Annotated in this window: 22 protein-coding genes and 2 pseudogenes; 10 read left to right on the top strand and 14 right to left on the bottom strand. The window is 54.4% G+C overall.

Annotated elements, in window-relative coordinates:
* Window positions 1–76 precede the first annotated feature (76 nt).
* On the top strand, window positions 77–1,549 hold the full coding sequence (locus BRW62_RS08860) for a M16 family metallopeptidase (protein WP_227517333.1): 1,473 nt from the start codon (window positions 77–79) through the stop codon (window positions 1,547–1,549).
* A 4-nt stretch (window positions 1,550–1,553) separates the two neighbouring features.
* On the opposite strand, the gene radA is transcribed toward BRW62_RS08860, so the two are convergent.
* Genes radA through leuC form a run of 4 tightly spaced genes read right to left on the bottom strand, consistent with a single transcriptional unit; the run spans window position 1,554 to window position 5,191 of the window.
* Window positions 1,554–2,936 (bottom strand): DNA repair protein RadA, encoded by a 1,383-nt coding sequence (radA, locus tag BRW62_RS08855; RefSeq protein ID WP_099799130.1) that lies wholly within the window; start codon window positions 2,934–2,936, stop codon window positions 1,554–1,556.
* 12 nt (window positions 2,937–2,948) lie between these two features.
* Window positions 2,949–3,431: an FKBP-type peptidyl-prolyl cis-trans isomerase gene (locus tag BRW62_RS08850; protein ID WP_099799129.1), complete on the bottom strand. Its 483-nt coding sequence runs from the start codon at window positions 3,429–3,431 to the stop codon at window positions 2,949–2,951.
* Window positions 3,425–3,745, bottom strand: a complete 321-nt coding sequence (locus BRW62_RS08845; protein WP_099799128.1) for a phasin family protein — start codon at window positions 3,743–3,745, stop codon at window positions 3,425–3,427. The genes BRW62_RS08850 and BRW62_RS08845 overlap by 7 nt, the downstream gene beginning before the upstream one ends.
* Before the next feature lie 42 nt (window positions 3,746–3,787).
* A complete protein-coding gene (leuC, locus tag BRW62_RS08840; protein ID WP_099799127.1) occupies window positions 3,788–5,191 on the bottom strand; it encodes a 3-isopropylmalate dehydratase large subunit in 1,404 nt (467 codons plus the stop codon).
* A gap of 151 nt (window positions 5,192–5,342) precedes the next feature.
* Between leuC and BRW62_RS08835 the strand changes: the two genes are divergently transcribed.
* The 5 genes and pseudogenes from BRW62_RS08835 (at window position 5,343) to BRW62_RS08815 (ending at window position 12,866) form a co-directional block, all read left to right on the top strand.
* On the top strand, window positions 5,343–6,515 hold the full coding sequence (locus tag BRW62_RS08835) for a transaldolase (protein WP_099799126.1): 1,173 nt from the start codon (window positions 5,343–5,345) through the stop codon (window positions 6,513–6,515).
* A gap of 154 nt (window positions 6,516–6,669) precedes the next feature.
* Complete coding sequence (locus BRW62_RS08830; protein WP_099799125.1) at window positions 6,670–7,509, top strand: hypothetical protein; 840 nt, start codon at window positions 6,670–6,672, stop codon at window positions 7,507–7,509.
* A complete protein-coding gene (gene recG, locus BRW62_RS08825) occupies window positions 7,496–9,910 on the top strand; it encodes an ATP-dependent DNA helicase RecG (RefSeq protein ID WP_198405972.1) in 2,415 nt (804 codons plus the stop codon). The genes BRW62_RS08830 and recG overlap by 14 nt, the downstream gene beginning before the upstream one ends.
* A 65-nt stretch (window positions 9,911–9,975) precedes the next feature.
* Window positions 9,976–11,870, top strand: a pseudogene (gene ftsH2 / locus BRW62_RS08820) (ATP-dependent zinc metalloprotease FtsH2).
* A 144-nt stretch (window positions 11,871–12,014) separates the two neighbouring features.
* Window positions 12,015–12,866 carry a Tab2 family RNA-binding protein gene (locus BRW62_RS08815; RefSeq protein WP_099799123.1) on the top strand — a complete coding sequence of 284 codons (852 nt, stop codon included), beginning with the start codon at window positions 12,015–12,017 and terminating at the stop codon, window positions 12,864–12,866.
* Here the strand turns inward: BRW62_RS08815 and BRW62_RS08810 are convergent.
* Together BRW62_RS08810 and BRW62_RS08805 are read right to left on the bottom strand one after the other, a co-directional pair.
* Window positions 12,861–14,153 carry a DNA methyltransferase gene (locus tag BRW62_RS08810; RefSeq protein ID WP_099799122.1) on the bottom strand — a complete coding sequence of 431 codons (1,293 nt, stop codon included), beginning with the start codon at window positions 14,151–14,153 and terminating at the stop codon, window positions 12,861–12,863. The genes BRW62_RS08815 and BRW62_RS08810 overlap by 6 nt on opposite strands.
* Before the next feature lie 532 nt (window positions 14,154–14,685).
* Window positions 14,686–14,976: pseudogene (locus tag BRW62_RS08805) on the bottom strand (Uma2 family endonuclease); the annotation flags it as partial.
* A gap of 280 nt (window positions 14,977–15,256) precedes the next feature.
* On the opposite strand from BRW62_RS08805, the gene BRW62_RS08800 reads away from it, so the two are divergent.
* Together BRW62_RS08800 and BRW62_RS08795 are read left to right on the top strand one after the other, a co-directional pair.
* Entirely contained in the window at window positions 15,257–16,159 is a 903-nt protein-coding gene (locus tag BRW62_RS08800; protein ID WP_099799121.1) for a S1 family peptidase, read from the top strand.
* A 55-nt stretch (window positions 16,160–16,214) separates the two neighbouring features.
* Complete coding sequence (locus BRW62_RS08795) at window positions 16,215–16,946, top strand: DUF928 domain-containing protein (protein ID WP_099799120.1); 732 nt, start codon at window positions 16,215–16,217, stop codon at window positions 16,944–16,946.
* On the opposite strand, the gene BRW62_RS08790 is transcribed toward BRW62_RS08795, so the two are convergent.
* From BRW62_RS08790 to BRW62_RS08765, 6 genes are read right to left on the bottom strand one after another with little or no spacing between them, the layout of a single operon-like run.
* Window positions 16,943–18,202: a metallophosphoesterase family protein gene (locus BRW62_RS08790; protein ID WP_099799119.1), complete on the bottom strand. Its 1,260-nt coding sequence runs from the start codon at window positions 18,200–18,202 to the stop codon at window positions 16,943–16,945. The genes BRW62_RS08795 and BRW62_RS08790 overlap by 4 nt on opposite strands.
* A 12-nt stretch (window positions 18,203–18,214) precedes the next feature.
* Entirely contained in the window at window positions 18,215–19,669 is a 1,455-nt protein-coding gene (locus tag BRW62_RS08785) for a CIA30 family protein (RefSeq protein ID WP_099799118.1), read from the bottom strand.
* Window positions 19,659–20,267 carry a tRNA (adenosine(37)-N6)-threonylcarbamoyltransferase complex dimerization subunit type 1 TsaB gene (gene tsaB, locus BRW62_RS08780; RefSeq protein ID WP_099799117.1) on the bottom strand — a complete coding sequence of 203 codons (609 nt, stop codon included), beginning with the start codon at window positions 20,265–20,267 and terminating at the stop codon, window positions 19,659–19,661. The genes BRW62_RS08785 and tsaB overlap by 11 nt, the downstream gene beginning before the upstream one ends.
* A 10-nt stretch (window positions 20,268–20,277) precedes the next feature.
* Complete coding sequence (gene psb34 / locus BRW62_RS08775) at window positions 20,278–20,448, bottom strand: photosystem II assembly protein Psb34 (protein ID WP_099799116.1); 171 nt, start codon at window positions 20,446–20,448, stop codon at window positions 20,278–20,280.
* 52 nt (window positions 20,449–20,500) lie between these two features.
* Window positions 20,501–21,667, bottom strand: a complete 1,167-nt coding sequence (gene hpnI / locus BRW62_RS08770) for a bacteriohopanetetrol glucosamine biosynthesis glycosyltransferase HpnI (RefSeq protein ID WP_099799115.1) — start codon at window positions 21,665–21,667, stop codon at window positions 20,501–20,503.
* A complete protein-coding gene (locus tag BRW62_RS08765; RefSeq protein WP_099799114.1) occupies window positions 21,664–22,497 on the bottom strand; it encodes a beta/alpha barrel domain-containing protein in 834 nt (277 codons plus the stop codon). The genes hpnI and BRW62_RS08765 overlap by 4 nt, the downstream gene beginning before the upstream one ends.
* 126 nt (window positions 22,498–22,623) lie before the next feature.
* Between BRW62_RS08765 and BRW62_RS08760 the strand changes: the two genes are divergently transcribed.
* Window positions 22,624–23,070, top strand: coding sequence for a hypothetical protein (locus tag BRW62_RS08760; RefSeq protein WP_099799113.1), 447 nt, complete (start codon window positions 22,624–22,626; stop codon window positions 23,068–23,070).
* Between the two features lie 113 nt (window positions 23,071–23,183).
* Window positions 23,184–23,381 carry a hypothetical protein gene (locus tag BRW62_RS08755; protein ID WP_099799112.1) on the top strand — a complete coding sequence of 66 codons (198 nt, stop codon included), beginning with the start codon at window positions 23,184–23,186 and terminating at the stop codon, window positions 23,379–23,381.
* Here BRW62_RS08755 and BRW62_RS08750 read toward each other — a convergent pair.
* Together BRW62_RS08750 and queA are read right to left on the bottom strand one after the other, a co-directional pair.
* Window positions 23,378–23,596 (bottom strand): hypothetical protein, encoded by a 219-nt coding sequence (locus BRW62_RS08750; RefSeq protein ID WP_099799111.1) that lies wholly within the window; start codon window positions 23,594–23,596, stop codon window positions 23,378–23,380. The genes BRW62_RS08755 and BRW62_RS08750 overlap by 4 nt on opposite strands.
* Before the next feature lie 424 nt (window positions 23,597–24,020).
* Window positions 24,021–25,082: a tRNA preQ1(34) S-adenosylmethionine ribosyltransferase-isomerase QueA gene (queA, locus tag BRW62_RS08745; RefSeq protein WP_099799901.1), complete on the bottom strand. Its 1,062-nt coding sequence runs from the start codon at window positions 25,080–25,082 to the stop codon at window positions 24,021–24,023.
* Window positions 25,083–25,091 lie beyond the last annotated feature (9 nt).

The following is a 25,091-nucleotide window of genomic DNA, read 5'->3' as shown; positions in this document are numbered from 1 at the left end:
TCTCAGTAGCGCTTTGGCCACCACGTCACCCTCTAGAATAGGTGGATGATTCTTCACACGGCAACGCTTGCTCCCTATGACCCCATTCATGTCCCGCACCTGCTACCAGTGCCGCCGTTGGCAGCGACAGGGGTGGGGGTTTGCTTGTCTTGTTGTACTTGTGGTGGGTCTAATGCTCCTATGGCCACGCTCAGCTAGCGCCATGACGGCTAAACATTACACTGACCTAGTATTGCCGCCCCTGCCAGAGATTCAGCTACCCGCCACTGAGCGGTTTCGACTGGGCAATGGCATCGTGGTGTATCTCCTTGAAGATCATGAATGGCCACTCGTGCAGGGGAGTTTACTGTTTCAGGCTGGAAATCGCTGGGATCCACCGATGCAAGTGGGGTTAGCAGAGGTCAGCGGCGACCTATTGCGGACGGGTGGGACTCGCCGACATCGGGCAGCGGAGATTGATCAGTGGCTAGAGGATCACGCCGCCTCGATTGAAGCAGGGGTGGGCAAAAGTATGGGTCGCCTCAGTTTCAATGGTTTACGCGAGCACCATGAGAGCCTCTTGGCACTGGTGGCGGAAATGCTGCAAGCGCCAGCGGTGGAACCGGCGCGCTTCCAGTTAGCCATTCGTCGTCGCCAAGGTGTGATTGAGCGGCGCAATGATCAACCCAATGCCCAAGCGGAGCGGGAATTTTATAAGCTGATCTATGGCGCTGAGAGTCCCTATGCCCGCACTCAGGAGCTCAATACCTTAGCCGCTATTCAGCCTCAGGATGTGCAGCAGTTCTATCAAACGTACCTTGCCCCCAGTCGCTGCATTCTTGGGATTGCGGGTGATTTTGATGCTGCCCAGATGAAACAAACCGTAGAGCGTATTTTTGGCAAGTGGCAAGACCCACCCCAGTTACCGCCGCTGCCGCCGTTGCCAACGATTAGCGTCGATCGCACCCCCGCAACGGTTGTTATTGATCGGCCTCATTTGTCCCAAAGTTATATTTACACCGGTCAGTTGGGGGGCACCCTTAGGGATCCTGATGTCTTTCACCTCTACGTTTTGAATGGGGTTCTCAATGGCTTTGGCGGACGGCTGTTTAACGAACTGCGATCGCGCCAAGGCTTGGCCTACAGCGTTTATGCAGCATGGAACCCAGAATTTGACTATGAAGGGGTTTTCTACGGTGTGGGTCAAACGCAGACTGCTGCGACAGCAACGTTTTTAGCGGCACTGCGACAGGAAATTGAACGCCTGCAGCACGAACCCATTGCCGCAGCAGAGCTAGCCTACGCCAAAGAGTCGATCCTGAACTCCTTTGTGTTTAATTTTCGCGATAGTGTGCAAATTCTTAATCGCTTAATCCGCTACGAGTACTATGGGTTCCCTAAGGATTTTATTTTTCGTTACCAGCAAGCGGTGAAAGCGGCTACTGCCAAGGATGTGCAACGGGTGGCGCAACAACACCTCGCGCCAGATACTTGGCGCACGCTTATTGTCGGTAATGGTCGTAAGTTGGAGGCTCAAGCCTTGCCCCACAGTGAGTTCAGACTATTTTAGGGCTTTAGGGCGCAGGGGCTGCCAAAGCAGCAACAATGGCATCGGCCACGCGGCTCACGGGACACATCTCAAGACCGGCAATCGCACACTGTTGGCTGTGGGGAATAATGGCACGGCGAAACCCTAGCTTCGCGGCTTCCCGCAACCGTAGCTCAAGTTGCGACACCGCCCGTACTTGCCCGCCTAACCCCACTTCGCCAATGATGACGGTGTGGGGCTGCACCCAGCGATCGCGAAAGCTGGCTACCACTGCAACGGCAACGCCCAGATCCGCTGCGGGTTCCGCTACGGTTAAGCCCCCTGAGGTGGCCACGTAGGCATCAAGCTTAGAGAGGGGAACCCCAAGGCGCTTTTCTAGGACGGCTAAAATTTGCAGGAAGCGATTGTATTCAATGCCAGTGGTAGTGCGGCGGGGGGAGGGGTAGCTAGTGGGGCTGACCAAGCTTTGCAGTTCGACGACGAGGGGGCGGGTGCCTTCGCAGGCCACGATGGTTGCGGTGCCCGGTGCGGGGTCGCGATCGCCCAAAAACAACGCTGAGGGATTGGTGACTTCCACTAAGCCTTGGGCACCCATTTCAAAAACACCAATTTCCTGACTAGCACCAAAGCGATTTTTGACGGCGCGCACGAGGCGGTGGCTGGCAAAGCGATCGCCCTCAAAGTAGAGTACCGTATCCACTAAATGCTCCAACACCTTTGGCCCAGCGATCGCCCCTTCCTTGGTGACATGGCCAACAATAAATAAGCTGATGTGATCCCGCTTAGCGAGGCGCATTAAGGCGGCGGTGCCCTCACGCACTTGGGAGACAGAGCCAGGGGCAGCGGTCAGTTGCGGTAAATACACCGCTTGAATACTGTCAATAATGACTAACTGCGGTTGCAGGTGAGCCAGCTCTTGGAGAATAATTTCTAGGTCGGTCTCTGCCAACAAGTAGAGGGACTCCGGTACAGCGACGGCTAAGCGTTGCGATCGCAACTTTACCTGTTGCCCTGACTCCTCGGCACAAACGTAGAGCACCCGCTGCCGAGTGGCTAACTGAGCCGCCATTTGCAGCAAGAGGGTCGATTTGCCAATTCCGGGTTCACCCGCCACCAGCACTAAGGAACCCACAACAATGCCCCCCCCCAAGACACGATCCAGTTCGCTAAACCCAGAGAGGGAGCGGGGGTGCGCCTGCTCCTCAATCGCAGCTAGTGGTTTGGCCGCAAGGGGTTGGGCAAGATGGCTACGACGGGGCGATCGCCGAGTACCCGACTCGGTCGTCAGGGGTGAGGTCACCTGCTCATCCAGCGTATTCCACTGACCACAACTGGGACAGCGACCAAAATATTGCAGCGATTCGGCACCGCACTCGCGGCAGATGTACAGTACCTTCGCCTTAGGCATGGAAGCTGCGCGCTATTGCACGCCAAGGAGTTCTACATCAAAAATCAAAGTGGCATTGGGGGGAATCACACCTCCGGCACCGCGCGCACCATAGCCGAGGTCTGGCGGAATAATGAGACGGCGACGACCTCCCACCTGCATGGAGCCAACGCCTTCATCCCACCCTTTAATCACTTGCCCCACACCAATCTGAAACTGAAAGGGCTGACCGCGATCGTGAGAGCTATCAAACACACGCCCATTGGTGAGCATTCCGGTATAGTGAACCGTGACCCGATTCCCCGGCTGGGGTTGTGCCCCCGACCCCACCACTAAATCTTCGTACTGTAACCCCGAGGGGGTCGTGACAACCGTAGAATCACTCATTAGTCCAGCAGCCTCCGTTGATGCCTCCAGCGGCACACTGGCGATTGCTGGCAACGCGATCACCATCCATACCACTACTAGGACAATACCACAGAGCAGTTGGCGCAGGGGACGATGGACAACTACCATGAGCGATTTTTTAACTCCCTAACATCTCGTTCGAGGCGATCAATGCGTCCGCGCAGTTCATCCAGTTCAGACCGTTGGGGCACTCCCAAACTTTCGAGGAACTGGCGAGTTTGCCGCTGAACTGCTTCATCTAGGGTGGCCGCATCCTCCTTGAGGTGAGCGAGGACGTCATCCACCATTGCCTTGGCTTGATCGGCATTGAGCCGTCCTTCCTTTACCCACTGATCACTGACTTGGCGTAACTTTTCTGCCACCAAGGAGGTGGTGCCAACACCGATGAGAAGCAATTGCTGAAGCAAATTTTGTTGGTTCATGGGGCACGCAGACAACGCCTATACTGTATTGTGCCATTGCCCCTAGAGAAATTGGCGCACATCGGTGACTTCCCCAGTAATTGCCGCTGCTGCCACCATCGCGGGACTCATCAAGAGTGTTCGCCCTGCGGCTGAGCCTTGCCGCCCCTTGAAGTTACGGTTTGAGGAAGAGGCACTCACTTGCCGGCCTTGGAGTTTATCGGGGTTCATGGCCAAACACATCGAGCAGCCGGGATTACGCCATTCAAACCCTGCTGCTTCAAAGATGGTATCTAGCCCCTCAGCTTCCGCTTGGGCTTTGACGCGCTCAGAACCGGGCACCACAAAGGCCTTGACCCCGGGCTTGACTTTGCGTCCTTCTAGGACTTTGGCGGCTTCCCGCAGATCGCTGATCCGACCATTGGTACAACTGCCAATAAAACAGACATCGACTTTGGTGCCACGGATAGGCTGACCGGGCTGTAAACCCATATAATCATAGGCTTCTTGGGCAATGCCTCGCTCTGACTCCGGCAGCATCTCTAAGCTGGGTAAGGTTTCGTCCACAGCAACCCCCTGCCCTGGAGTAATCCCCCAAGTGACGGTTGGGGCAATGGTGGCTGCATCAAAGACCACCACATCATCGTACTCGGCATCCACCTCAGTGCGCAGCGATCGCCACCACGCTACCGCTGTCTCCCAAGCCTCCCCTTGGGGGGCAAAGGGACGACCCTTGAGATAGGCAAACGTGGTTTCATCGGGATTGATATAGCCGCAGCGCGCCCCCCCCTCAATGGCCATATTACAGACGGTCATCCGCTCTTCCATCGACATTTGGGCAACGGTGGTGCCAGCAAACTCGTAGGCATAGCCTACCCCACCATTGACGCCTAGGTGACGGATCAGGTGCAAAATGACATCTTTAGCATACACCCCAGGCGCGAGGGTGCCGTTGACCTCCACCTTGCGCACCTTGAGCTTATTCAGTGCCAAGGTTTGGGTGGCTAACACATCACGAACTTGACTGGTGCCAATACCGAAGGCGATCGCCCCAAAGGCACCGTGGGTTGAGGTGTGGCTATCCCCGCAGGCAATGGTCATCCCCGGCTGGGTCAACCCCTGCTCTGGGGCAATCACATGCACAATCCCCTGCCGCCCGGAGCCAATGCCAAAAAAGGGAATGCCGTGCTCGCGGCAGTTGGCCTCAAGGGCTTGGAGCATCTCCTCTGCTAGGGCGTCCTGCAACGGTCGTGCGAGGCTGTCCGTCGGCACAATGTGATCCACCGTTGCCACCGTCCGCTGGGGGTACAACACCTTTAATCCTCGCTCCCGCAGCATGGCAAAGGCTTGGGGGCTGGTGACCTCGTGGATGAGGTGCAGGCCGATAAACAACTGGGTCTGCCCCGAGGGTAAGGTGCCCACCGTGTGCTGCTGCCAAACTTTATCAAAGAGGGTGCCGCGACTCATAAGGGTTAAGAGAGAAACAAAAAATGTGGATCACTTTATTATATCGGCATTATATCGGCTGCGACGGATGGGAATGCCGAGCTGCAGGAGAGCAACGGGGTCTTGAGGTGGCGCACTAAGATAAAAGAGACACGTTTGGGATGCCTGTCTCATGAACCTGCTAGAACAGTTACGAAAAATGACGGTCGTGGTTGCAGATACCGGAGACATTTTGGCCATTGAAAAATTTACCCCCCGCGATGCGACCACTAATCCCTCGTTGATTACCGCCGCCGCTCAGATGGCCGAATATCAGCCGATTGTTGATGAGACCCTACTCAAGGCAAAAGAGCACCTAGGGTCTGGAGCCACCGCAAAGGAGGTCGTCTCCCTTGCCGTTGACCGCTTAGCCGTGGCCTTTGGGCTAAAAATTTTAAACATTATTCCCGGTCGGGTCTCGACAGAAGTGGATGCCCGACTGTCCTACGATACAGCGGCAACCGTAGCTAAAGCCCGGGATCTCATTGCCCAGTACGAAGCCGCGGGGGTAGGGCGCGATCGCGTTCTGATTAAAATTGCCTCAACGTGGGAGGGGATTCGCGCCGCAGAAACGCTAGAAAAAGAAGGGATTCACTGTAACCTCACCCTGCTGTTTGGGCTACATCAGGCGGTGGCCTGCGCTGAAGCGGGTGTCACCTTAATTTCCCCCTTTGTGGGTCGCATTCTGGATTGGTATAAGAAAAAAACCGGCAAGGACTATCCGCCCAGCGAGGATCCGGGGGTGATTTCTGTCACCCGAATCTATAACTACTACAAGAAGTTTGGTTATGCCACTGAAGTCATGGGCGCTAGTTTCCGTAACATTGGCGAAATTACTGAGCTAGCAGGCTGCGATTTACTGACCATTTCTCCGGCTCTGCTACAGGAATTGCAGAGCACCAACGGCGAGTTACCCCGCAAGCTCGACCCAGCGACTGCCGCTAGTCTCACCATTGAGAAACTGACGATGGATGAGGTGACGTTTGCCCAAATGCATGCCGCTGATGCGATGGCTAGTGAAAAGCTGGATGAGGGAATTAAGGGCTTTACGAAGGCATTAGAAACCTTAGAAGACTTACTGTCGCAACGACTGGCACGACTCGAAGGGGAATCGACCCTGACCCATGCGGCAGAGGAGCTGTTTCATGTTTACGATCTGGATGGTGATGGAATTATTACCCGCGAAGAGTGGTTAGGCACCGATGCGGTGTTTGATGCCCTTGATGCCAATCATGACGGTAAAGTCACACCCGAAGATATGGGTGCGGGCTTGGGGGCTGTGCTGCATTTAGCCAAGGCTCGCTAGCTGACTACGTTGTCAATGCTGCTACGATACTCCTCTGGTTGGCCTATCAGGGGAGTATCTTGCCAAGATATTAATATTAATAGTCTTTAATAGTTTTCGTCTGGGAGATGGCTATGGGGATGTCCCCTCGCACGCTAGCGAACAGTGGAGGTCTATGTCTGGAAGTTTAGAAACCGTTGAACAGGAAGTACTGGCTCTGCAGGGGCTGCTGATGGGTACCCTCCAAGAAATGCGCCACCTCTATGATGCATACCTTCAGGTACTAGCTCCGATCGCCCGTCAGCAGCTTATTACTGTTAGCTACCAAGTGTGCACCCAAGTGTTTCCTGAGCAGTTTCTAACTCTTGAGGAGGGCGATCGCCAACAGTTGCAACAGCGTATTTATCAGCTTGCCCTGAGCCTAGAAGCAGCGATTCTGCGCCTTCAGCCGCACCAGCAGGAAGCGTCAGCCCAAGAGGACGCAGGCGAGGAATCTGCAGCGGCAGTGCCCGATGACTCCGAGGATGAGGCTGAGGATTCTATCGCCCCGGACGACTCCCTACAGAAGAAACTCAGCAAAACCCTGTACCGCGGCTCTCTCAAGATGAATCACCTATTGCAACGTGCCGCAATTTTGCCCCCTGCCCCCATTGCCGTCATCCTAGATATTGCCAGTAAGGCCGAAAATCGTCCTTTGGGTCGCATTCCCCATCTGCTCACGATGATGCTGGAGGAGCAACAAACGCAGGAGAACGCGAACACTGAAGACAAGAGTGCAAACCCGGCCCCTCATCCAATAGCAGCCATCTATCTCCAGTTGGAGGAGTTAGAGTTTCAGCACCCCTCCCTTGCTCATCAGCGCAGTCAGATTCGCGAACTGGAATCCCGGTTGGCCAGCCTGCAACAGCAACTGCATAAAAAACAGCGCCAGTACCTGACCCTGAAAGCCAGCCGTGTCTGGTGGCAGACGTGGAAAGCCAACGAAGCCAACCATTTTCAGGATGCCGCGGACTAGCGTAAGGAGACCCTCGGTGTCACTGGATTGGCCACGCTTACAACGCGCCCTTGCCATTGAAACCGAGCGGGGCTTTTGTAATTTGCAGGGTAAGACCTCCCGCTTTAGCGAATATTTACACCAAGAACTCAGTCAAGCCCCGCTGCAACACCTGCCAACTCAGGTGCGCGATCGCTGGCAACAGACCGCTGCCGCCTACGCAGACTACCCTAACCTCTCCACCCCTGAGCGACAGCACCTTGTGGTGAAAACCCGCCAACTCCTCTACGAGGTGCACAAACAGTTAACGGCTGCACCGCGCCCCGATCCTTGGCAACAATCCCTTGCAAAAATCTCCGGCATTGGCGATCGCACTGCCGATCGCTTAGCCAAACTCGGTCTTTACACGCTGAATGATCTCATCTACTACTTTCCGCGCGATTACATTGATTATGCCCGTCAAGTGGCGATTCGTGAGCTAGAGCCAGGGCAAACCGTGACCCTTGTGGGCACCGTACGCCGTTGCAACTGCTTTACCAGTCCCCGGAATGCCAAGTTAACCATCCTCGAATTGGTGCTCCAGGATCGCAGTGGCCAAATTCGTCTCAGTCGCTTTTATGCTGGGGCGCGTTATGCCCAGCGGGGGTGGCAGGAGCAACAAAAGCGGTTGTATGCCCCGCAAACCACTGTGGCAGCCTCCGGGTTAGTGAAAGCCAGCACCTATGGCCTAACCCTCGATAACCCGGAGCTAGAGGTGCTGGAGCACGCTGGCGCTGAGATTGAGTCTCTGTCGGTGGGGCGCATTGTGCCGGTGTATCCCCTAACCGAGGGGATCTCCCCCGGCATCCTGCGCCGTGCTGTGGATCGCGTGCTGCCCTTGCTGAGCGGGTACCCCGATCCCCTGCCCGCGGCGATCGCCCGTGCCCATGGCTTAATCGGCCTTGAAACCGCCCTGCGGCAGATTCACTTCCCCACGGATCACGACTGCCTCGCACAGGCACGGCGACGGCTCATTTTTGATGAATTCTTTTATTTGCAGTTGAGCCTGCTGCAACGTCGTCGCCAACACCAGCAGCAGCACAGCCCACCCGTTAGCCCTCAAGGGAAACTCATTGAGCAGTTTTATGGCCAGCTGCCCTTTGAACTCACCAGAGCGCAGCAGCGGGTTGTGGCCGAGATTTTGGCAGATTTACAGCAACCGGTTCCCATGAACCGCCTGGTTCAAGGGGATGTGGGATCCGGGAAAACGGTGGTGGCGGTGATTACACTCTTGGCAGCCATTCAGTCTGGCTATCAGGCAGCGCTCATGGCCCCCACCGAAGTGCTCGCTGAGCAACACTACCGTAAACTTCTGGAGTGGTTGACGCCCCTGCATCTGCCTGTAGAAGTGCTGACGGGGTCAGTCCGTACTGCTAAACGGCGACAGATCCTAGATCAGTTAGCCACGGGGGAGCTACCGCTCCTAGTGGGAACCCATGCCCTCATTCAGGACGGGGTAACCTTCGCTCGCTTGGGTTTAGTGATCATTGACGAACAGCATCGCTTTGGGGTCGCTCAGCGCGCCAAGTTGCAAGCGAAGGGGGAGCTTCCCCATGTATTGACCATGACGGCTACACCGATACCGCGTACCTTGGCCTTGACGCTCCATGGCGACCTGGAGGTGAGCCAAATTGATGAACTCCCCCCCGGTCGCCAACCTATTCAAACAACCGTACTAGGACGGGGCGATCGCCCCCATGCCTACGATCTTATCCGCCGTGAAGTAGCGCAAGGCCGCCAAGCCTATATTATTCTGCCCCTAGTGGAAGAGTCAGAAAAGCTAGATCTCAAATCTGCCATTGCTGAACACGACCGTCTCCAGAGCGATATTTTCCCCAACTTTCGCGTTGGCCTCCTCCATGGCCGCATGAACCCTAGCGAAAAAGATACAGCGATTCAGGCGTTTGCCAAAGGAGAACTAGATATTCTGGTGGCCACCACCGTCGTGGAAGTCGGGGTGGATGTCCCCAATGCCACAGTGATGCTCATTGAACACGCCGAACGCTTTGGCCTGTCCCAACTTCATCAACTGCGGGGTCGGGTCGGGCGCGGTCGCTATCCGTCCTTCTGTATCTTGCTCAATAGCTCCCGTAGCGATGCCGCCAAGCAACGCTTAAACGTCTTAGCCCAGTCCCAAGATGGTTTTTTTATTGCTGAAATGGATTTGCGGTTGCGCGGTCCTGGTGAGGTGCTGGGAACCCGTCAATCGGGGTTACCGGATTTTGCCCTCGCGAGCTTAGTTGACGACCAAGACTGTTTGGAGGACGCTCGGCAGGCCGCTGCCGACCTGCTCGCTAAGGATCCAGAATTACAGGCTTATCCATTGCTGCGCTCAACCCTCAAGCAACGGCGCGATCGCCTCCTCGAGGGGATGATGAATTAGCGGTTTCCCACTCTTCTGATCCTTATGTTAAATTTAGTTAAGAATCTGAATAATAAATACCGCCCATGAAAGTCTCTTGGAAAACACTGCTTCTTTGGTCAGTCCCCCTACTTCTTGTAGGAGTCTTGATTTGGCAGGGTGCCAGCAACTTTATGCTCAGCCAAAGCCAACCCCCACTCAACACCGCCAGCACCCGCATGAGTTATAGTCGGTTTCTCAGTTATCTGGATGCTGGGCGCATTAGTAGAGTCGATATTTTTGATAACGGCCGTACCGCCATTGTTGATGTGTCTGACCCAGAGCTAGTCAATGGACGACCCTTGCGCGTACGGGTCGATATGCCCGGCACCTCCCCTGAGATTATTAGTAAGTTGCGCGAGCAGCACGTTGAACTAGACGTGCACCCGACTCGCAACGATGGCGCTATTTGGGGTCTGCTGGGTAATCTTCTCTTTCCAATTTTGCTCATCGGCGGTCTCTTTTTCCTCTTTCGGCGCTCGAGCAACGTCCCCGGTGGCCCCGGCCAAGCAATGAACTTTGGCAAGTCCCGGGCGCGTTTTCAGATGGAAGCCAAAACAGGCGTAATGTTTGACGATGTTGCTGGCGTCGATGAAGCTAAAGAAGAACTCCAAGAAGTCGTTACCTTTTTGAAGAAGCCAGAAAAATTCACCGCAGTGGGTGCCCGCATTCCCAAGGGTGTCCTGTTGGTGGGCCCCCAGGAACGGGTAAAACCATGTTGGCCAAGGCCATTGCGGGGGAAGCCGGTGTGCCCTTCTTCTCCATTTCTGGCTCAGAGTTTGTGGAAATGTTTGTGGGGGTCGGTGCCTCGCGGGTACGGGATCTCTTTAAGAAAGCGAAAGAGAATGCCCCTTGCCTGATTTTTATTGATGAAATTGATGCGGTGGGTCGCCAGCGCGGTGCCGGTATTGGCGGTGGCAATGATGAGCGCGAGCAAACCCTCAACCAGTTGCTGACGGAAATGGATGGCTTTGAGGGCAACACCGGCATCATTATCATTGCGGCAACCAACCGTCCCGATGTCCTCGATGCCGCATTACTGCGCCCCGGGCGGTTCGATCGCCAAGTGATTGTAGATGCCCCCGACATTAAAGGCCGGCTGTCGATTTTAAATGTTCATGCCCGTAACAAGAAACTCGCCCCTGAAGTCTCCCTAGAGGCTATTGCTCGCCGCACCCCTGGCTTCACGGGTGCTGACTTAGCCAACCTGCTCAACGAAGCAGCAATCCTCACAGCCCGTCGTCGCAAACCCGCCATCACCATGCTGGAAATTGATGATGCCGTGGATCGGGTTGTAGCCGGTATGGAAGGCACCCCCCTCATTGACGGCAAAAGTAAGCGCTTGATTGCCTACCACGAAGTAGGGCATGCCATTGTCGGTACGCTGCTCAAGGATCACGACCCTGTTCAAAAGGTCACCCTTGTACCTCGGGGCCAGGCTCGTGGCCTGACGTGGTTCATGCCCTCAGAAGATTCAGGCCTGATCTCGCGATCGCAACTCATGGCACGGATGGCCGGTGCCCTAGGGGGACGTGCCGCTGAATACGTCGTCTTTGGCGATGCAGAAGTCACCACAGGGGCTAGCAATGATCTGCAACAGGTGACTGCTATGGCACGGCAGATGGTCACCCGCTTTGGCATGTCTGACCTTGGGCCGCTCTCGTTGGAAAGCCAAAATGGCGAAGTCTTTCTAGGGCGCGATCTGGTCTCTCGCTCAGAGTACTCCGAAGAAATTGCCGCCCGCATTGATGCCCAAGTCCGCGAACTGGTGCAGCACAGCTATGAGTTAGCCATTAAGCTGATCCGTGAACATCGTGTAGTCATTGATCGCTTAGTGGACCTATTGATAGAAAAAGAAACCATTGACGGAGAAGAGTTCCGGCAAATTGTTGCTGAATATACTGTTGTACCTGATAAGGAACGATTTGTGCCGCAACTGTAGGGTCTTTTTACCCCAGTGTAGTTAACTCTATAGTTGAAATATTTGAGGTGCAGGTATCAAAACTGACACCTCATTTTTTATGCTTTTGCATATCCTAAGAACTCCATATTTATTAATAAAATATTGCTGCTTATCCCCAGAAAAATGTCCTACTGGCAAGTTGATTTTTATCGCCGCCCCCTGCAAACTCCTACAGGAATTCCTTTGTGGGAGCTTGTAATTTGTGACCCACAGCAGCAGTTTTACTACACGGAATTTTGCCCAGAGCCTTTGGCAACTTCAGTATGGCTCACTCAAGCCTTTCGTAATTGTGGTCAGCCCTTGCCCGATCGCGTTCAAGTGTTTCGTCCGCAAAGTCTAGGTTTAATTGAAGTTGCCTGTCAACGCTTAAATCTACCCCTAGAGGCAACACGGCGGACGTTGACACTCAAGCAATTTCTCTTGCAACGGGCAGCGGCATATCCTAGCCTTGAAACCTACACTGGCGCCGCCTACGATCCACTGGCGATCGACCAGCCACCGCCACTGCCCCTACCCGATGACATTTGGGGTGACTACTGGCAGTTTGCCGCCATTAGCCCCGACCAACTGAGTCAACTGATGCAGTATCCGCTGCGAATTTTGTCCTTTGAGATGGATATGCTGCCTGAAAACCTCGGCCTTGCGAGTGATTGTGCCATTCCGGGGATTATTCTTTATGCTGGCCGTAAGTCGTTGAAACTTGCCCGCTGGTTTCAAGAGCAGTCGCCCTATCGGCTGGAATTCATTCGGGGTGAACCCTGTGGCGTGATCCTCCACAGTGGCCTGCGCGATCGCTGGGTCTTTTTAACCTTTAGCAATCCAGAGATTGCTGCTGCGGGTGATCTCTTTCGCGATCGCCTCGCCCGCACTCAAGGCTTACACTTTTTCCTGATTCAGCCTGCCGAAAACGATACCACCTACACGGCACTGTGGCTGCTACATCCCCTTGAATACCAAAGCAGCAGTGATTCATAAGGCTTGATCACTAAAAGGATAGGGATAATTTGGCAGCTCTCCGGGCCAACGCAGCATAACCACCTCTTCTCTAACGTGCTCTTTGGTAATGGTTGCCGCACGAGTACGGAAAAGATCAATGCCACAGACCTCATAGCCCAATCCACTGGCAATCTCTGCTAAGAGATGACCGGTGCGAATCATCACCCGCAAATAGGATCTCTGATCGCCAACAACGTAGGCAAGATGCGCCCCTGGCCGTAACACATAGCGTAAATCAGCAAGATGCTTAGCCATGCCGCCAAAGTACAACTTAACTGCACGGTGATATAACCGTTCAAAACCGCTGGTTTTTCCTAATTCAATTCGCCGATCTTCAATTTCCTTAGCGATCGCCTGTATGCCTGTATGTTTATTCACCCAGCGATCGTCTGCATCAAGTTTATAGATATTGCGTGTATTAGATCGGATGAGATTTTGCTTAAGTGCACGTAAATCAGCTTTGTTCTTGATAAATCCTAGGAGAACCGATTCTAATCGAGTCGTTCTCGTATAGTCCTTTTCATTAGGATAGGGCGGTGAGGTAATCACTGCATCGATAGACTTGGGTGACAAGGCTGGTAAAATTTGCCGAGAATCCGCACGATAGATTTTACTGGGAACAGACATTAAGGGTGCCAGTTGAGGCAAATCGTTTGCTATCCTGCTGACCTCCTCAAGCCAAGCTTCGACCACTGGTGCATCCTCCTTTTGTTTACCTACACCAACCTCTGGTCCAAACCGCAGATTACTAATTGATGTCACTAGCGCTTTAGCCAAAGCTAACTTAAGATGGCAGGAATAGCTCTGCTCAGGATAGCCTTCAATAGCCTCCAACAAAATAAGGGTCTTATGGAGCGGGAGTGGGCTAATAGAGTTTTTCAAAAGCAGCCTATAACTCTCCTCCGGTAGGGTTCTCAGAGGTTCACCGTGAATTGATATAGCGGCTTGCGCTCGGGTAGCAATTTCGAGGGCTATCTCCAGTAAGGTATGAGGATCCGGCGTCCAATCCCGCTTGGTTGTTCCGGCAAACCATGCCATCGGGTTTGCTTCAATCCCAACACTAGGAATACCTAGTTTCTTACACTCCACGACTGTCGTGCCTGTTCCACAAAACGGATCAAGCACTTGCTGTTGCGAGTTAATTTGAAACTTGGCTAAATAATCTTGCACTAAGTGAGGCGGAAAAGACAGGACAAAGCGATACCAATCGTGAGCCGCAAGATCGTCTAAGCGCACGTGGTTGATTTCAGGCCGGCTGTAGTCCATTCCCTGAGCTGCATTGTTCTGTGGGGGGGGCAGAGTTTTAATAAGATAACTGATGGGAGGGTCAGGACGCTATAGGGGTGGCTCGGCTTGACTTCTCCCCTCCTTGAAAGAGAGGGGATTCCCAACGGATGCTGCGCAACGGGCTGAAGCCGCGTTGCTTCGCTTTTCCCTTGAGCTGTCACCCACAACTTAATGCGGGTGGGGGCAGTCAAAGACCCCCTACTCACCTCAAGCATTTCTGCTATTGGGACTACGTTTATGTTTCGGTTCGTGGTTTCGCGCTTTTCAACACTAGCCAATTCGATACGCTCAACATCCTGCCATTGCTTGCAGTGGTTTAGGCTTGCCGCCAAAGCGGTAGTGACTTACTTGCCGGGATTTCTCTGTACTAGGATGTTTCTTCGCGTAGTTGATACGCCTACTTTCCACGTCTCTAGTTTAACACATAGAGAGGGCTAAAGCCCCCTGAGTTGGCTGTATCCCCTCGCTAAAGCGGAGGGGTTTTAGCCCGCCCACATCACTCCTATAAGGGATGCACTTGATCCCTCTCATCGCAAGTCACACTCAAGTCTGGATAGGTATAGTTAGTTGTATGGAGAATATTAACCTTCAAATCGGAATTGAACACACGGCATTTACTGCCGCGCAAGTGGGCTTTGATCAACCCTGCAATATTTAATTTAATCGCGCTATGATTTTGCGTGCCGCCAGTCATCGCATACACTTGGCCATCGATCAGTTCGTGCTTTTCTAGCTGGTGTTCTTCCCAAGCAAAATACTCTTCAGGGGTAAAGTACCGCTGCTGTTCTTTGGCTGCAACCATAAGAATCTCTAATCCTAAAGCATTAATATCAGCCTAAACCTCATGGCTTAGCCCCTGCAAATGCTCTCGACGGTCATGCTGTGCCACACCGTAAACACGTTCTACACCGTGTATTCAGAGCCAAGGTTGGCAAGTTATTTTCTAGCCTGTTTTATTCCTAGCAAAAAATCTAGAGTATGCTAGCGCATCGCTTCGAGCAGAACGTTGATCGCCATCACCGCAGAGGAACTGCTTGCCGTTTACAATCGTCCTAACGTTGTGGTTTTGTGAGTTAGGGCATATGTGGTATTCACGGGTCGGCATGAGCGCGATCGCCGCTGCCAGTATTTTAGTGGCACCCCTCCCCACTTGGGCGCAGGTGCAACCCTTGAGCGGAGAGCGCATTAACGAAATTGCTCGCAACATTACCGTACTGATTGTGGGCAAAGACTCCCACGGCTCTGGTGCCATTATTTCCCGCTCAGGTTCCACCTACTATGTTCTCACCGCCAAGCATGTGGTGAATCGTAAGGATAATTATCGGGTGATTCCCGTGGATCAACAAGCCTATGCCATTGATTTCAAAACCATCAAGTTCTTACCCAACAGCGATCTGGCGGTTGTCGAGTTTACCAGCGATCGCACCTATGACGTTGCCACCCTCACTAACTCCGATCTAGCCAAAGAGGGGGCGCAGGTATTTATTTCTGGCTGGCCGCAGCCGGGTGGCAGTGGTCAACTGGTGCGCCAGTTTACGGATGGCCGCATTTCTGGCTTTTTAATTGAGCCGATTGACGGCTACAAGATGATTTACACCAACGTTACACGGCGGGGGATGAGTGGCGGGCCGGTGTTGGATGGCGCAGGTCGGGTTGTGGCGGTGCATGGACTAGGGGACACTGAAGACCCCCGTACCCTTGAGCGCCAAGGGTTAAGTCCCGAAGCAGCCTCCAGCATTGCTAGCCTCATTAAACCGGGGTTTAACTACGCCATTCCCATCAATACCTTTTTGACCAGCGCCCCAGCGGCAGGGTTATTTTTGTCCCTTCAGGTAGATAATCAGGTGCTTGCTGACACCAGTGCACCAGTGGTGGTCACGCAGCCCGCTCAACCCGACAGTCGCGATCGTATTGAGAACATTAATTCAATTCTGAATACGGTGAATACGGGTGTTGGGGTGATACGCAGTATTTTTGGCTTCTAGTGTCCCTGTTGAAAAATCAATCAGTGGATGCTGTTATTGTTGAGGATTAGTTGTTATGAGCATAAAGCTAATTGCCCTTCCCTTCAGTTTGGCTATGGTGCTAATGGGGGCGATCGCCCAAGCGTCGTGGGCGAATTACCGTCCTCCTGCAAACATTGGCAAGCCCGGTAATCGTGAAGGGGCCGCCACCCGCATTGCCCGTCCGACCCTACTGCGCGAAAGTACAGGTGGTACCGACAGTTGTATTGTGGAACCGCAGCAAACCGTGGTGGCGCTGGTGCCAAAGGATAATAATGGCCTCAGTAGTACCCCCTCGCCAACCCTCTATAGCTATGTCCCCGCCAATACTGGTGCAACCCTCACCCTCACCCTCCTAGATACCCAAGGAACAGAGCTATACAGCCAGCAACGCCCTGCCCCCACTACCGCTGGCATTATTGGTTGGCCGCTGGCAAATGTGTCCCTCAAGGATGGCGTGGACTACCAATGGCAACTGACCCTCACCTGTAGTAACGGCACCACTGCCGTGAAAACAGCCAGTTGGCTGCGTCCTATGGCTCCTAGCCCTCAGCAACAACGGAATCTGCAAGCCGCTACTGACGCTGCGGGGGCATTTGCTGCCGCTGGTTACTGGTACGATGCCCTCAATCAACTGGCTCAGGAACGCCTCGCCCAACCGCAGGATGCCGCCCTGAAGCAAAAATGGCAAGCCTTGCTGCAGTCCCCAGCGGTGCAGTTACCCCAGCTTGTCAATGAACCGGTGCTGGCATTTCCACCCCAACCTTAAGCCTTGGGAGGGATAACGCTGCCAAGGCGATCGTAGAGATCATCAATGCTACTGCTGCCATCAAGAAGCTGGGCTTTGAGGTGCATTAATTCCTGGGCAAGGGGTTCGGCCTGCTCGCGGTACTCCGCCACACTGGCGAGCAGATCGGCAAAGACCTGTTGCTCAATAGTGGCGCGTTGGGGCACCTCTCCTAGCTCCCCTTGATAGCTCTGGTAGTTCACAGGGGCAGCAGCAAACACGAGCCGGAAAATAAAGGCACCCGATTGATCCTGTAATTGTTGCTGGAGCGATCGCACCCCGAGTTCACTGCGCTCAAAGCCCACATTCCCCTCGAGGCGTACTTCGACAATTGCCTCTGGCAGTACAGATTGGTGTTGCTCTAGCAAAGTCTGTAGTTTCACCTTAACGTTGGCTGCGGTGTCATTGGGGGTTAGCTTCAAACGATAGCGGTGAATCGACCGTTGCCAATAGTCCCGTTTTAAGTCTGCCGTGATCTGCCCATTGTCAATCGTTACCAAGAGCACCCCCCGGGGGGTTTGTTCTTGATTCTCGGCAATGGAGTTGGCTTCGACAGAGCCGGGGTTAAAAATCCAATTTTCAACGGTGTAAAAGCGGTGGATATGTCCTAGCGCCAAATAATCCACCCCCACCTGCCGCAGCGGCAGGAGATCGTTGTAGCGCAATGCCCCTTGGTAGCGCGCAATCTGGCCTTCGAGGCCATGGTGAAACAGCATAATAGTGGTTCCCGGCGCTGGGGGCAGGGCTTGAATTTGGCTGGCTAAGTGCTTAATGGCTTGCGGCGCACTGGCACCGTACCACTGCGAGCCAATCACCCGCACCCCGCAGGGCAGATCAATGTAGCCCCCCCGTGCCAATTCGGCATCCCAAGGTTGCAGGCTGCCCGTGTCATCGGGTTCGAGCAGATACAAATACCCTCGTTCACACAGGTAACGCAGCCAATTGGTTTTTACACCGTAGGGGCAGTTATCGTGGTTACCTTCAATGGCCAGCACAGGAATATCAGCATCTTTGAGTTTCTCTAGGACGCACTCCGCTTGGTTGAGGATCCCTGGCGTAATCAACCGCTCCTCAAACAAATCCCCGGCAATTACGACAAAATCGACCGACTCCTGCAGGGCATAGCGCTCAATGCTGCTGTCAAAGGCCGTGAAAAAATCCAGCGTGCGAGCGGGGTTCTCCTGTCGGTACTTGTTAAACCCCAGATGAACATCGGCCACATGGAGAAAGCGGGGCATGGTCTAATGCTCCTAGGGGCGATCGCTGGGGAGTTGGGCAAGGAGCGCCGACCAAGAAGGTGTGGTGCCTGCGGCTTGATCTGTTGCCGCCACTTCTACGGTTCGGTAGCAGGCAGTGGGCAGGTTTAACAGCGCAACAAGGAACTCTGCTAGATCAGCCCGGCTGAGTTGCCCCGTCAGCGTATCGCCATGGTCAAGACGCAGGTGTTGCCCGCCGGGGTTATCAGTGAGGCCACAGGGGCGGACAATGGTGTAGGGCAAGCCACTCTGACGGAGCATATTTTCTGCCGCCAATTTCCATGTGAGAATACCCCCCAACTGGTCGTTGTACTGTACCGCTAAGGGCTGGCGCTGGTCTCCTACGTCCGATCGCCCGGGGCGCGTCACCCCTGCTGAACTCACGTGAATGATCTGGGGTAGAGGTGAGCCACCGTAGGCATGGATAGATTCTAGTTCAAGGCTAAAGGCGCCCGCCCGAAAGTGAGGGTTAAGGGCACCATCGTACTCAAACTTACTGAGCATGAGTTGCAGCGAGTAGATTTGCCCCAAATTCAGAGGAGAGGCATCCGTGGCGGTGCGCGCCCGCACCACCGGAATGAAATGGCTAAAGGGCAGGGTCACAGTTATCCATTGATCCGCCACCGTGTCAAAGGAGATGGCATAGCCCACGCCATCCCAAGCCGGATCACTGCGTAGGAAACATTTATAGCGCTGGCCATCCCCACGCAGGCGCAGTTGCAGGCCAGTGTACCCTTGGAGGTTGAGGGGAGGAGTCAGGTTACGGGTGCGAATGGAGACAAACCCTCCGGAATTTGCTGTCGAGACTGTTCCGGTAAATAGGGCACTGTGTTCCCTGAGGTAGAACTGGCTGGCGCTGACCCCGCCCATCACAACATCGTCTAGTGCCCCCCATACTTCCTTGAGGGGAGGCGTAGGATAGCGATAGTCAAACAGGGGGTAGGTGGTGGGCTGCTGCTGAAAGTAGGGCTGGGCGCGCTCTAGCAGGTGGCGCATGCCGTTAAATTCAACGGCTTCGGGGCTGTCGCCAACAATTGCTAGTCCCGGCGGGGGCGCATCAGGCTGGGGCTGAATCACTGTGCCGATACAGTGAATGACGGCGCGGCTGCCCTGCATCAAATCCGCCGGCAGGGGTTGGGTTATATCGGCAACGACGATCTCCACCGCAGATTGCGTTGGTAATACTTGCTCTGCCTTGGGGCGATCGCGCACCAGTGCCCGCACAGCATAGCCTTGACGCAGTAAGGCCTTGACAACTGCTTGACCGGTTCTGCCCGTTGCCCCTGTTACCACCACTAAGCCACTGCCACGGTAGGCGGGGGAGGTAAATAGATCCGGAAGCAGTGGGGCAAGCATGGGACGGAGCGGCTCTAAACTACCCACAAAGGGTAGGGTTTGAAAAAAGCGTAGGGTGTCGAGAAAGCGACTGAGTTCCCAGTTATTTGCCATAGAGTGGAACCACACTAGACCAGTGGGGAAGGGTGCCCCCTGACCTCAGTGTATCCTGCCAGTGCCAAGCTGCCCATGTGAGTAGGGCATGGCCATAGTCTGCAGGCGCGGGTGCTGTCAGCACCTCGTAGGGCATCGGCCAGGTGGCCAGCAGCTCCTCAGATTCAGCTTCAGTGACGAGGCGATCGCCCCACACTGCCTTGAGGGCGGAGTGTTCATAGCGATAAATGCCGACATACTGGTGACCCTGCTGTGCAGCGCGTGAGACAACACCATCCCTAACCCTTAGGTGCTGGCGGTGGTGCCAAGCCATCACCCCAAGGCTGGAAAGACCAATGAGGGGAATAGCCAACTGCTGCGCGAGGATGCGAGCTGTCACGACCCCTAAGCGTGTTCCCGTAAAGCTACCCGGGCCACAGCCCACGGCGATCGCCCCCAACTCCTGCCATGTTCGCCCTGCCATCACAGCCCCTAGACAGGGATGGAGTTCTGTGGCCAGTTGCCGCCCCAGTTCCCATGTCCTAACATCCAGCACCGTTTCAGTGGCCAGATCCCATAACCCGGCCACTAGGGTGGCATCACTGGTATCGAATCCCAAACACAGCAGACTAGCTGACTCCTACGGCGATCGCCATCAGCCCTGCCACTAACACTAGCACCCCTGTCACCAATAGCGCGGCGCGTACCTTCTGCTGGGCTGTCCACGGCTGCGCTTGATACACCTTTGGCTCAACCGCAAAATTATTTAGGCGACCGCCCTCCTCAGTTGTGTACGGCATCGAAACAAACCTCAATCAATTGTTACGGTGGAGCTATTCTAGCAAGCAAACTTTACTCACCCTGAGAGTTCTTAATAATTTCTTGTAATTGACCATGGCGATGCACCTGTAACCAGCGCCCCCGCCAGTAAATGCGGTTGCCAAAACAGCCCAACAGCCAGATTACTAGGCTCATCACATCTCGCAGCGGCAGTAGCCATAGCCACAGCAGCAAGCGGGGTGTCCCCATGAGTATCATACTCACGATTGCCTGTAGCCAACGGATTCCCTGGACTGCCAAACAGAGGGTTAGCGTCCAAACGCTGGGCAGCAACCCCCACAGGAGGGCGCTATACACCGTCCCAAAGGTAAACACCATGCCAAAGTACTGTTTACCGCGATTGGAGCGAATGGTGCGACACCACCGCAATTCCCGCTCTACTGCCTTGAGAAGAGATTCATCGCTACAGTCATTGTCCAGCACATAGGTCGAGAGTTCAACCCGATAGCCTGCTTCCCAAGCGGTGTAGCCTAAACGGTAGTCATCCCCAATCCGATTGAGGGCAATCTCGAGGCCGCCAATCGTTTCGAGCACTTCCCGCCGCAACACCACCGTTGGCCCAATCGCAAACCGCAGGCCACCATCTAAAAAGCGGGCAATCAGAACGCTGGGAATAAAGTCAATGCAGCGCCCCATGGCCAAGAATGCGGCACCTAGGCGCTTTGGGGAATGGTCAACATAGCCACAGGTCACCACGCCAATGCGGGGGTCTGCCAAGGGGGCGGTAATTTGGCGGAGATAGCCGGGGGTCACTCGCACATCACTGTCCGCCAGCACAATTACCTCATGGTGGGCATGGGGCAACATCTGCGACAAGTTACTCATTTTGCGGTTAATCCCCCGGATTTCGTCGCAAAAGTACCAGCGGGCACGCTCTGGAAAGGTTTGGCACAGGTCTTTGAGCACGGGTAAGGCCGGATCGCTGAGATCTTGAACCCCAAAAATCACTTCGTAGTTGGGATAGTCTTGCTGACACAACGATGACCAGTTTTGCCATGCACCGGCATCGAGGCCACACACAGGCACCAGCACAGAAATAGCGGGGGCAGGATCAAGGGGCTGGGGGCGCGATTTGCTGAAAAACCGCAGCGTCAGCAGCCCAGCTACAAGGTAAAACCCGCCACTGGCAAGGCTGAGGAGGCCAAGAAGAACCCCAAGGCTATGTAAAACAAGGGTCATGGAGCTGCTGTGATCGTGCCGCTACTGGGGGAGCTAGCACTCGCGTAGGGTTTAACGGGAATCCGTCCGGCTAGGTAGGCCAACCGCCCGGCTATGGTTGCCATTGCCATTGCCTGTGCCATGGCAGCAGCATGTCCCGCTTGGGCGATCGCCGTATTGATGAGCAGGGCATCGGCTCCCAATTCCATCGCAGCGGCAGCCTCACTGGGGGTACCAATGCCAGCATCAATGACCACGGGCACCCTTGCTTGGTCAATAATAATCTGAATATTGGCGGCATTTCGTAAGCCTTGACCCGATCCAATCGGCGAGGCTAGGGGCATGACTGTGGCACACCCCACCTCTTCGAGTCGCTTGGCCAGCAGCGGATCTGCATTGATGTAGGGTAAGACCGCAAACCCTTCCTTGACCAGTTGTTCCGCTGCCGCTAGGGTACCAAAGGGATCCGGCAGCAAGTATTTAGGATCCGGAATAACTTCCAGCTTGACAAAGTTATTCTCCTCTTGCCCTAGGAGCTTGGCCATCTCGCGCCCTAGCCGTGCCACCCGAACCGCGTCTTCGGCGGTTTGACAGCCAGCAGTGTTGGGCAGTAACCAAATCTTCTGCCAGTCAAGGGCATCCACCAAGCCTTCATGGCCAGGGGCATTGGTCTGCACCCGTCGCACCGCCACAGTAACAATTTCGCACTCACTAGCGGCTACACTGGCTTGGAGGTCGGCGATAGAGCGGTATTTACCAGTCCCAGTCATGAGGCGGGAGCGAAACTGCCGTCCCGCAATGGTTAAAGGGCGATCGTGCAAAAGGGATTCGGGAGGGTGAACAGTAACCATATCGGGCAAGAAACGCCTGAGAATTCGCCTTTCTACCATATCAGGGTTGAGACACCTCCCGCTGCTACCACGAGAAAGTTGTGGCAATATAGAGACACCATTACGATAGGAAAGCAGATTTAGCAGATGGCACACCTTGGCGACAATGCCGCTATTCAGGTCGCTGATCGCCTGCTGCGTCAGTACGGCTTCGACCTTGATGGTGCCTCCGTCGAGGCCATCCTTGATCGCTGGCTGCGCCACTTTTCGCCCCGCTGGATTCGCCTCGCCTTAATTGAAGCGCTGTACCTCGGTCGTTATAAAGCAATTTCTGTCGAGCAAATTTTAGAATTGTGGCAACGGCGTGAGCAGCCCATTTACCACTTTAATAGTGAGTTTGAAGCGATTATTTGCCACCCCCTGTCCCCCCTGATCCCAAACTCGGAGCCATGTCCTTCTCCTACGCATCCAAAGGTGGAGACAGCCATTAGCGAATTTCACCCCAGTATTGCCGGAGAACCCTTCATCGCAAAGCTAACCAACCTTATGCAACAGTGGACTAGCCAAGAATCCACGCTACAACAAGTCCCGTGAGCCACTTTTGCAACAAATCGTAACATTGCATACACCACGCCTAGGACGCCTGCGGTATGGTAGAACCATAGGCAAATCCTTTTTCTGAGTCCAAACTCACTAGGAGTATCTCTATGGATATCCCCGTTGCAGCAACTGCCCCAGATTCCCGCGAGGTTTGGGACTCTTTGAAGCGGGCGATCGCCCATAGTTCTGGTTTTCAGCGGTGGCTCAGCGAAAAGCACTCTGCAATGAAGCTAGAACAGCCCCTTGATCTCGATGCCTGTGTAACCGCTTACCTGCGCCAAGCGCTGGAAACCTTAGCCTACTAATCTGGCGTTACTGAGTTACCGCGTTGCCGTAGGTTCTGCAAGATCGGATTTCGCTGGGTCGGCAACTCATTATAGTAGGCACTGCGGTACGCCCAAAAGACGTAGCCCGCTAGCAGGATGTTCAAGCCAACAATCAGCAATAGCTTGATACCGCTGATGGGGCGAAGTTGAGGGGTGTTGGTGTGCTTTTCGCGACTGGAAAATTGAACCGTCATGGCTGCTCTCTCGAATGCAACAGTCCCAGAGCTTGCCATTATTAATTATTAACAGTGATTAAGTTTTGGAACAGAAAATAATGGCAGCATTCCGGTTGCCCCTACTATAGATCGCCCCCCTCAGGTCGCCAAGGTTCTGAAACATTTTTTAATTGGGTTGGCAACAAGAATACATAACTTCTAAAAACCATCCGCCCCTAAGTACGGACTTAGGAGCGGTCTGGTGGTCATGTTTGGATAAGACTGCTAGGATAACTCACACCTTAACAGATGTTGATCCGCAGTGTTAGTGGAGAACAATCCTAGGCTACAGCCCCTGTACTCCGAAACGACGACCCAAGCGTTTACTACTATCTGCCATGGGCATCACCTCCATCTCCCTGAACGGTACCGTTCCAAAACAACTGCCCTTAGGATAGCACACTCACGCGGAACTCTGCCAAGCAGTCGGTAAAATCAGCATGGCATCGCCAAAGGAGTAAAAGCGATAGGCTTGGGCAATGGCGTAGTCATAAAGCTGCAAGAGGCGATCGCGCCCAATGAAGGCACTAACGAGCATCATTAAGCTAGAGCGCGGCAGATGAAAGTTGGTAATGAAGCCCTCAACAATTTTTGGCTGATAGCCCGAGTAGATATAGAGGTCACTTTTTCCCCGAAAGGGCTGAAGTTCACCGGACTGAGCTGCGGTCTCTAGGGAGCGAATCACGGTGGTACCCACCGCAATAATGCGTCCGCCCGCCCGCTGCACCGCCTTAATTTTGGCAACGGTGGCCGCAGACACCTCAATCCACTCGTGGTGGAGGCGGTGCTGGCGAATGTCGTTGACCTCTACGGGGCGGAAGGTGCCAATGCCAACATGGAGGGTAATAAAGCAGTGGTCAATGCCACAATAGGCTAATTTGCTCAGGAGGTCTGGGGTGAAGTGCAGTCCTGCGGTGGGGGCTGCTACTGCCCCCGGACGTTGGGCATAGACGGTTTGGTACTGTTGGGCATCTTGGATGGGGGTTTGGATATAGGGGGGCAGGGGAATGTCTCCCACTTCATCGAGGTAAGGCCAGAGGCGATCGCCCGGCGGTAGATCAAATTCAATGACTCGCCCGCGGGTGGCAGGATCGATCGCCTGTACGGTGGCCTGTAATGACCCCAGTTGAATCACTGCTCCGGGGCGAAGTTTGCGGCCAGGTTTGACCAGTGCCAACCACTGGCGATCGCTGAGTTCTTCGAGTAAAAAGACCTCAACACTGCGGCCGGGCTCCCCCACCTTGTGCCCCATCAGCCGCGCCGGAATGACCTGAGTATCATTCAGCACCAACAAATCCTGCGGTTGCAATAGTTGCGGCAGTTCGTAAAACCAGTGATCGCGTGCGGTCTCCCGATCCACCACCAGCAGACGAGCGTGATCGCGAGGCGTGGCAGGCTGCTGCGCAATACGCTCTGGGGGCAAATAGTAATCGTAAGCATCTAGGGAAAAGTCAGTCAGGCTCATCAAAACCTC

The organism is Thermostichus lividus PCC 6715, from assembly GCF_002754935.1.
GTDB classification, from domain to species: domain Bacteria; phylum Cyanobacteriota; class Cyanobacteriia; order Thermosynechococcales; family Thermosynechococcaceae; genus Thermosynechococcus; species Thermosynechococcus lividus.
Note: the sequence above shows the minus strand (reverse complement) of the source record. Positions and strands in the feature narration are given on the sequence as shown.

Coding starts and splice junctions, on each gene's coding strand:
- BRW62_RS08765 (WP_099799114.1), bottom strand. CDS start 22,497: ATGGTTACTGTTCACCCTCCCGAATCCCTTTTGCACGATCGCCCTTTA.
- recG (WP_198405972.1), top strand. CDS start 7,496: ATGCCGCGGACTAGCGTAAGGAGACCCTCGGTGTCACTGGATTGGCCA.
- BRW62_RS08845 (WP_099799128.1), bottom strand. CDS start 3,745: ATGAACCAACAAAATTTGCTTCAGCAATTGCTTCTCATCGGTGTTGGC.
- BRW62_RS08830 (WP_099799125.1), top strand. CDS start 6,670: ATGTCTGGAAGTTTAGAAACCGTTGAACAGGAAGTACTGGCTCTGCAG.
- BRW62_RS08810 (WP_099799122.1), bottom strand. CDS start 14,153: ATGGACTACAGCCGGCCTGAAATCAACCACGTGCGCTTAGACGATCTT.
- BRW62_RS08760 (WP_099799113.1), top strand. CDS start 22,624: ATGGCACACCTTGGCGACAATGCCGCTATTCAGGTCGCTGATCGCCTG.
- BRW62_RS08790 (WP_099799119.1), bottom strand. CDS start 18,202: ATGCCCCGCTTTCTCCATGTGGCCGATGTTCATCTGGGGTTTAACAAG.
- BRW62_RS08795 (WP_099799120.1), top strand. CDS start 16,215: ATGAGCATAAAGCTAATTGCCCTTCCCTTCAGTTTGGCTATGGTGCTA.
- leuC (WP_099799127.1), bottom strand. CDS start 5,191: ATGAGTCGCGGCACCCTCTTTGATAAAGTTTGGCAGCAGCACACGGTG.
- BRW62_RS08785 (WP_099799118.1), bottom strand. CDS start 19,669: ATGGCAAATAACTGGGAACTCAGTCGCTTTCTCGACACCCTACGCTTT.
- BRW62_RS08815 (WP_099799123.1), top strand. CDS start 12,015: ATGTCCTACTGGCAAGTTGATTTTTATCGCCGCCCCCTGCAAACTCCT.
- BRW62_RS08850 (WP_099799129.1), bottom strand. CDS start 3,431: ATGGTAGTTGTCCATCGTCCCCTGCGCCAACTGCTCTGTGGTATTGTC.
- radA (WP_099799130.1), bottom strand. CDS start 2,936: ATGCCTAAGGCGAAGGTACTGTACATCTGCCGCGAGTGCGGTGCCGAA.
- queA (WP_099799901.1), bottom strand. CDS start 25,082: ATGAGCCTGACTGACTTTTCCCTAGATGCTTACGATTACTATTTGCCC.
- BRW62_RS08835 (WP_099799126.1), top strand. CDS start 5,343: ATGAACCTGCTAGAACAGTTACGAAAAATGACGGTCGTGGTTGCAGAT.
- BRW62_RS08750 (WP_099799111.1), bottom strand. CDS start 23,596: ATGACGGTTCAATTTTCCAGTCGCGAAAAGCACACCAACACCCCTCAA.
- hpnI (WP_099799115.1), bottom strand. CDS start 21,667: ATGACCCTTGTTTTACATAGCCTTGGGGTTCTTCTTGGCCTCCTCAGC.
- psb34 (WP_099799116.1), bottom strand. CDS start 20,448: ATGCCGTACACAACTGAGGAGGGCGGTCGCCTAAATAATTTTGCGGTT.
- BRW62_RS08800 (WP_099799121.1), top strand. CDS start 15,257: ATGTGGTATTCACGGGTCGGCATGAGCGCGATCGCCGCTGCCAGTATT.
- BRW62_RS08755 (WP_099799112.1), top strand. CDS start 23,184: ATGGATATCCCCGTTGCAGCAACTGCCCCAGATTCCCGCGAGGTTTGG.
- BRW62_RS08860 (WP_227517333.1), top strand. CDS start 77: ATGACCCCATTCATGTCCCGCACCTGCTACCAGTGCCGCCGTTGGCAG.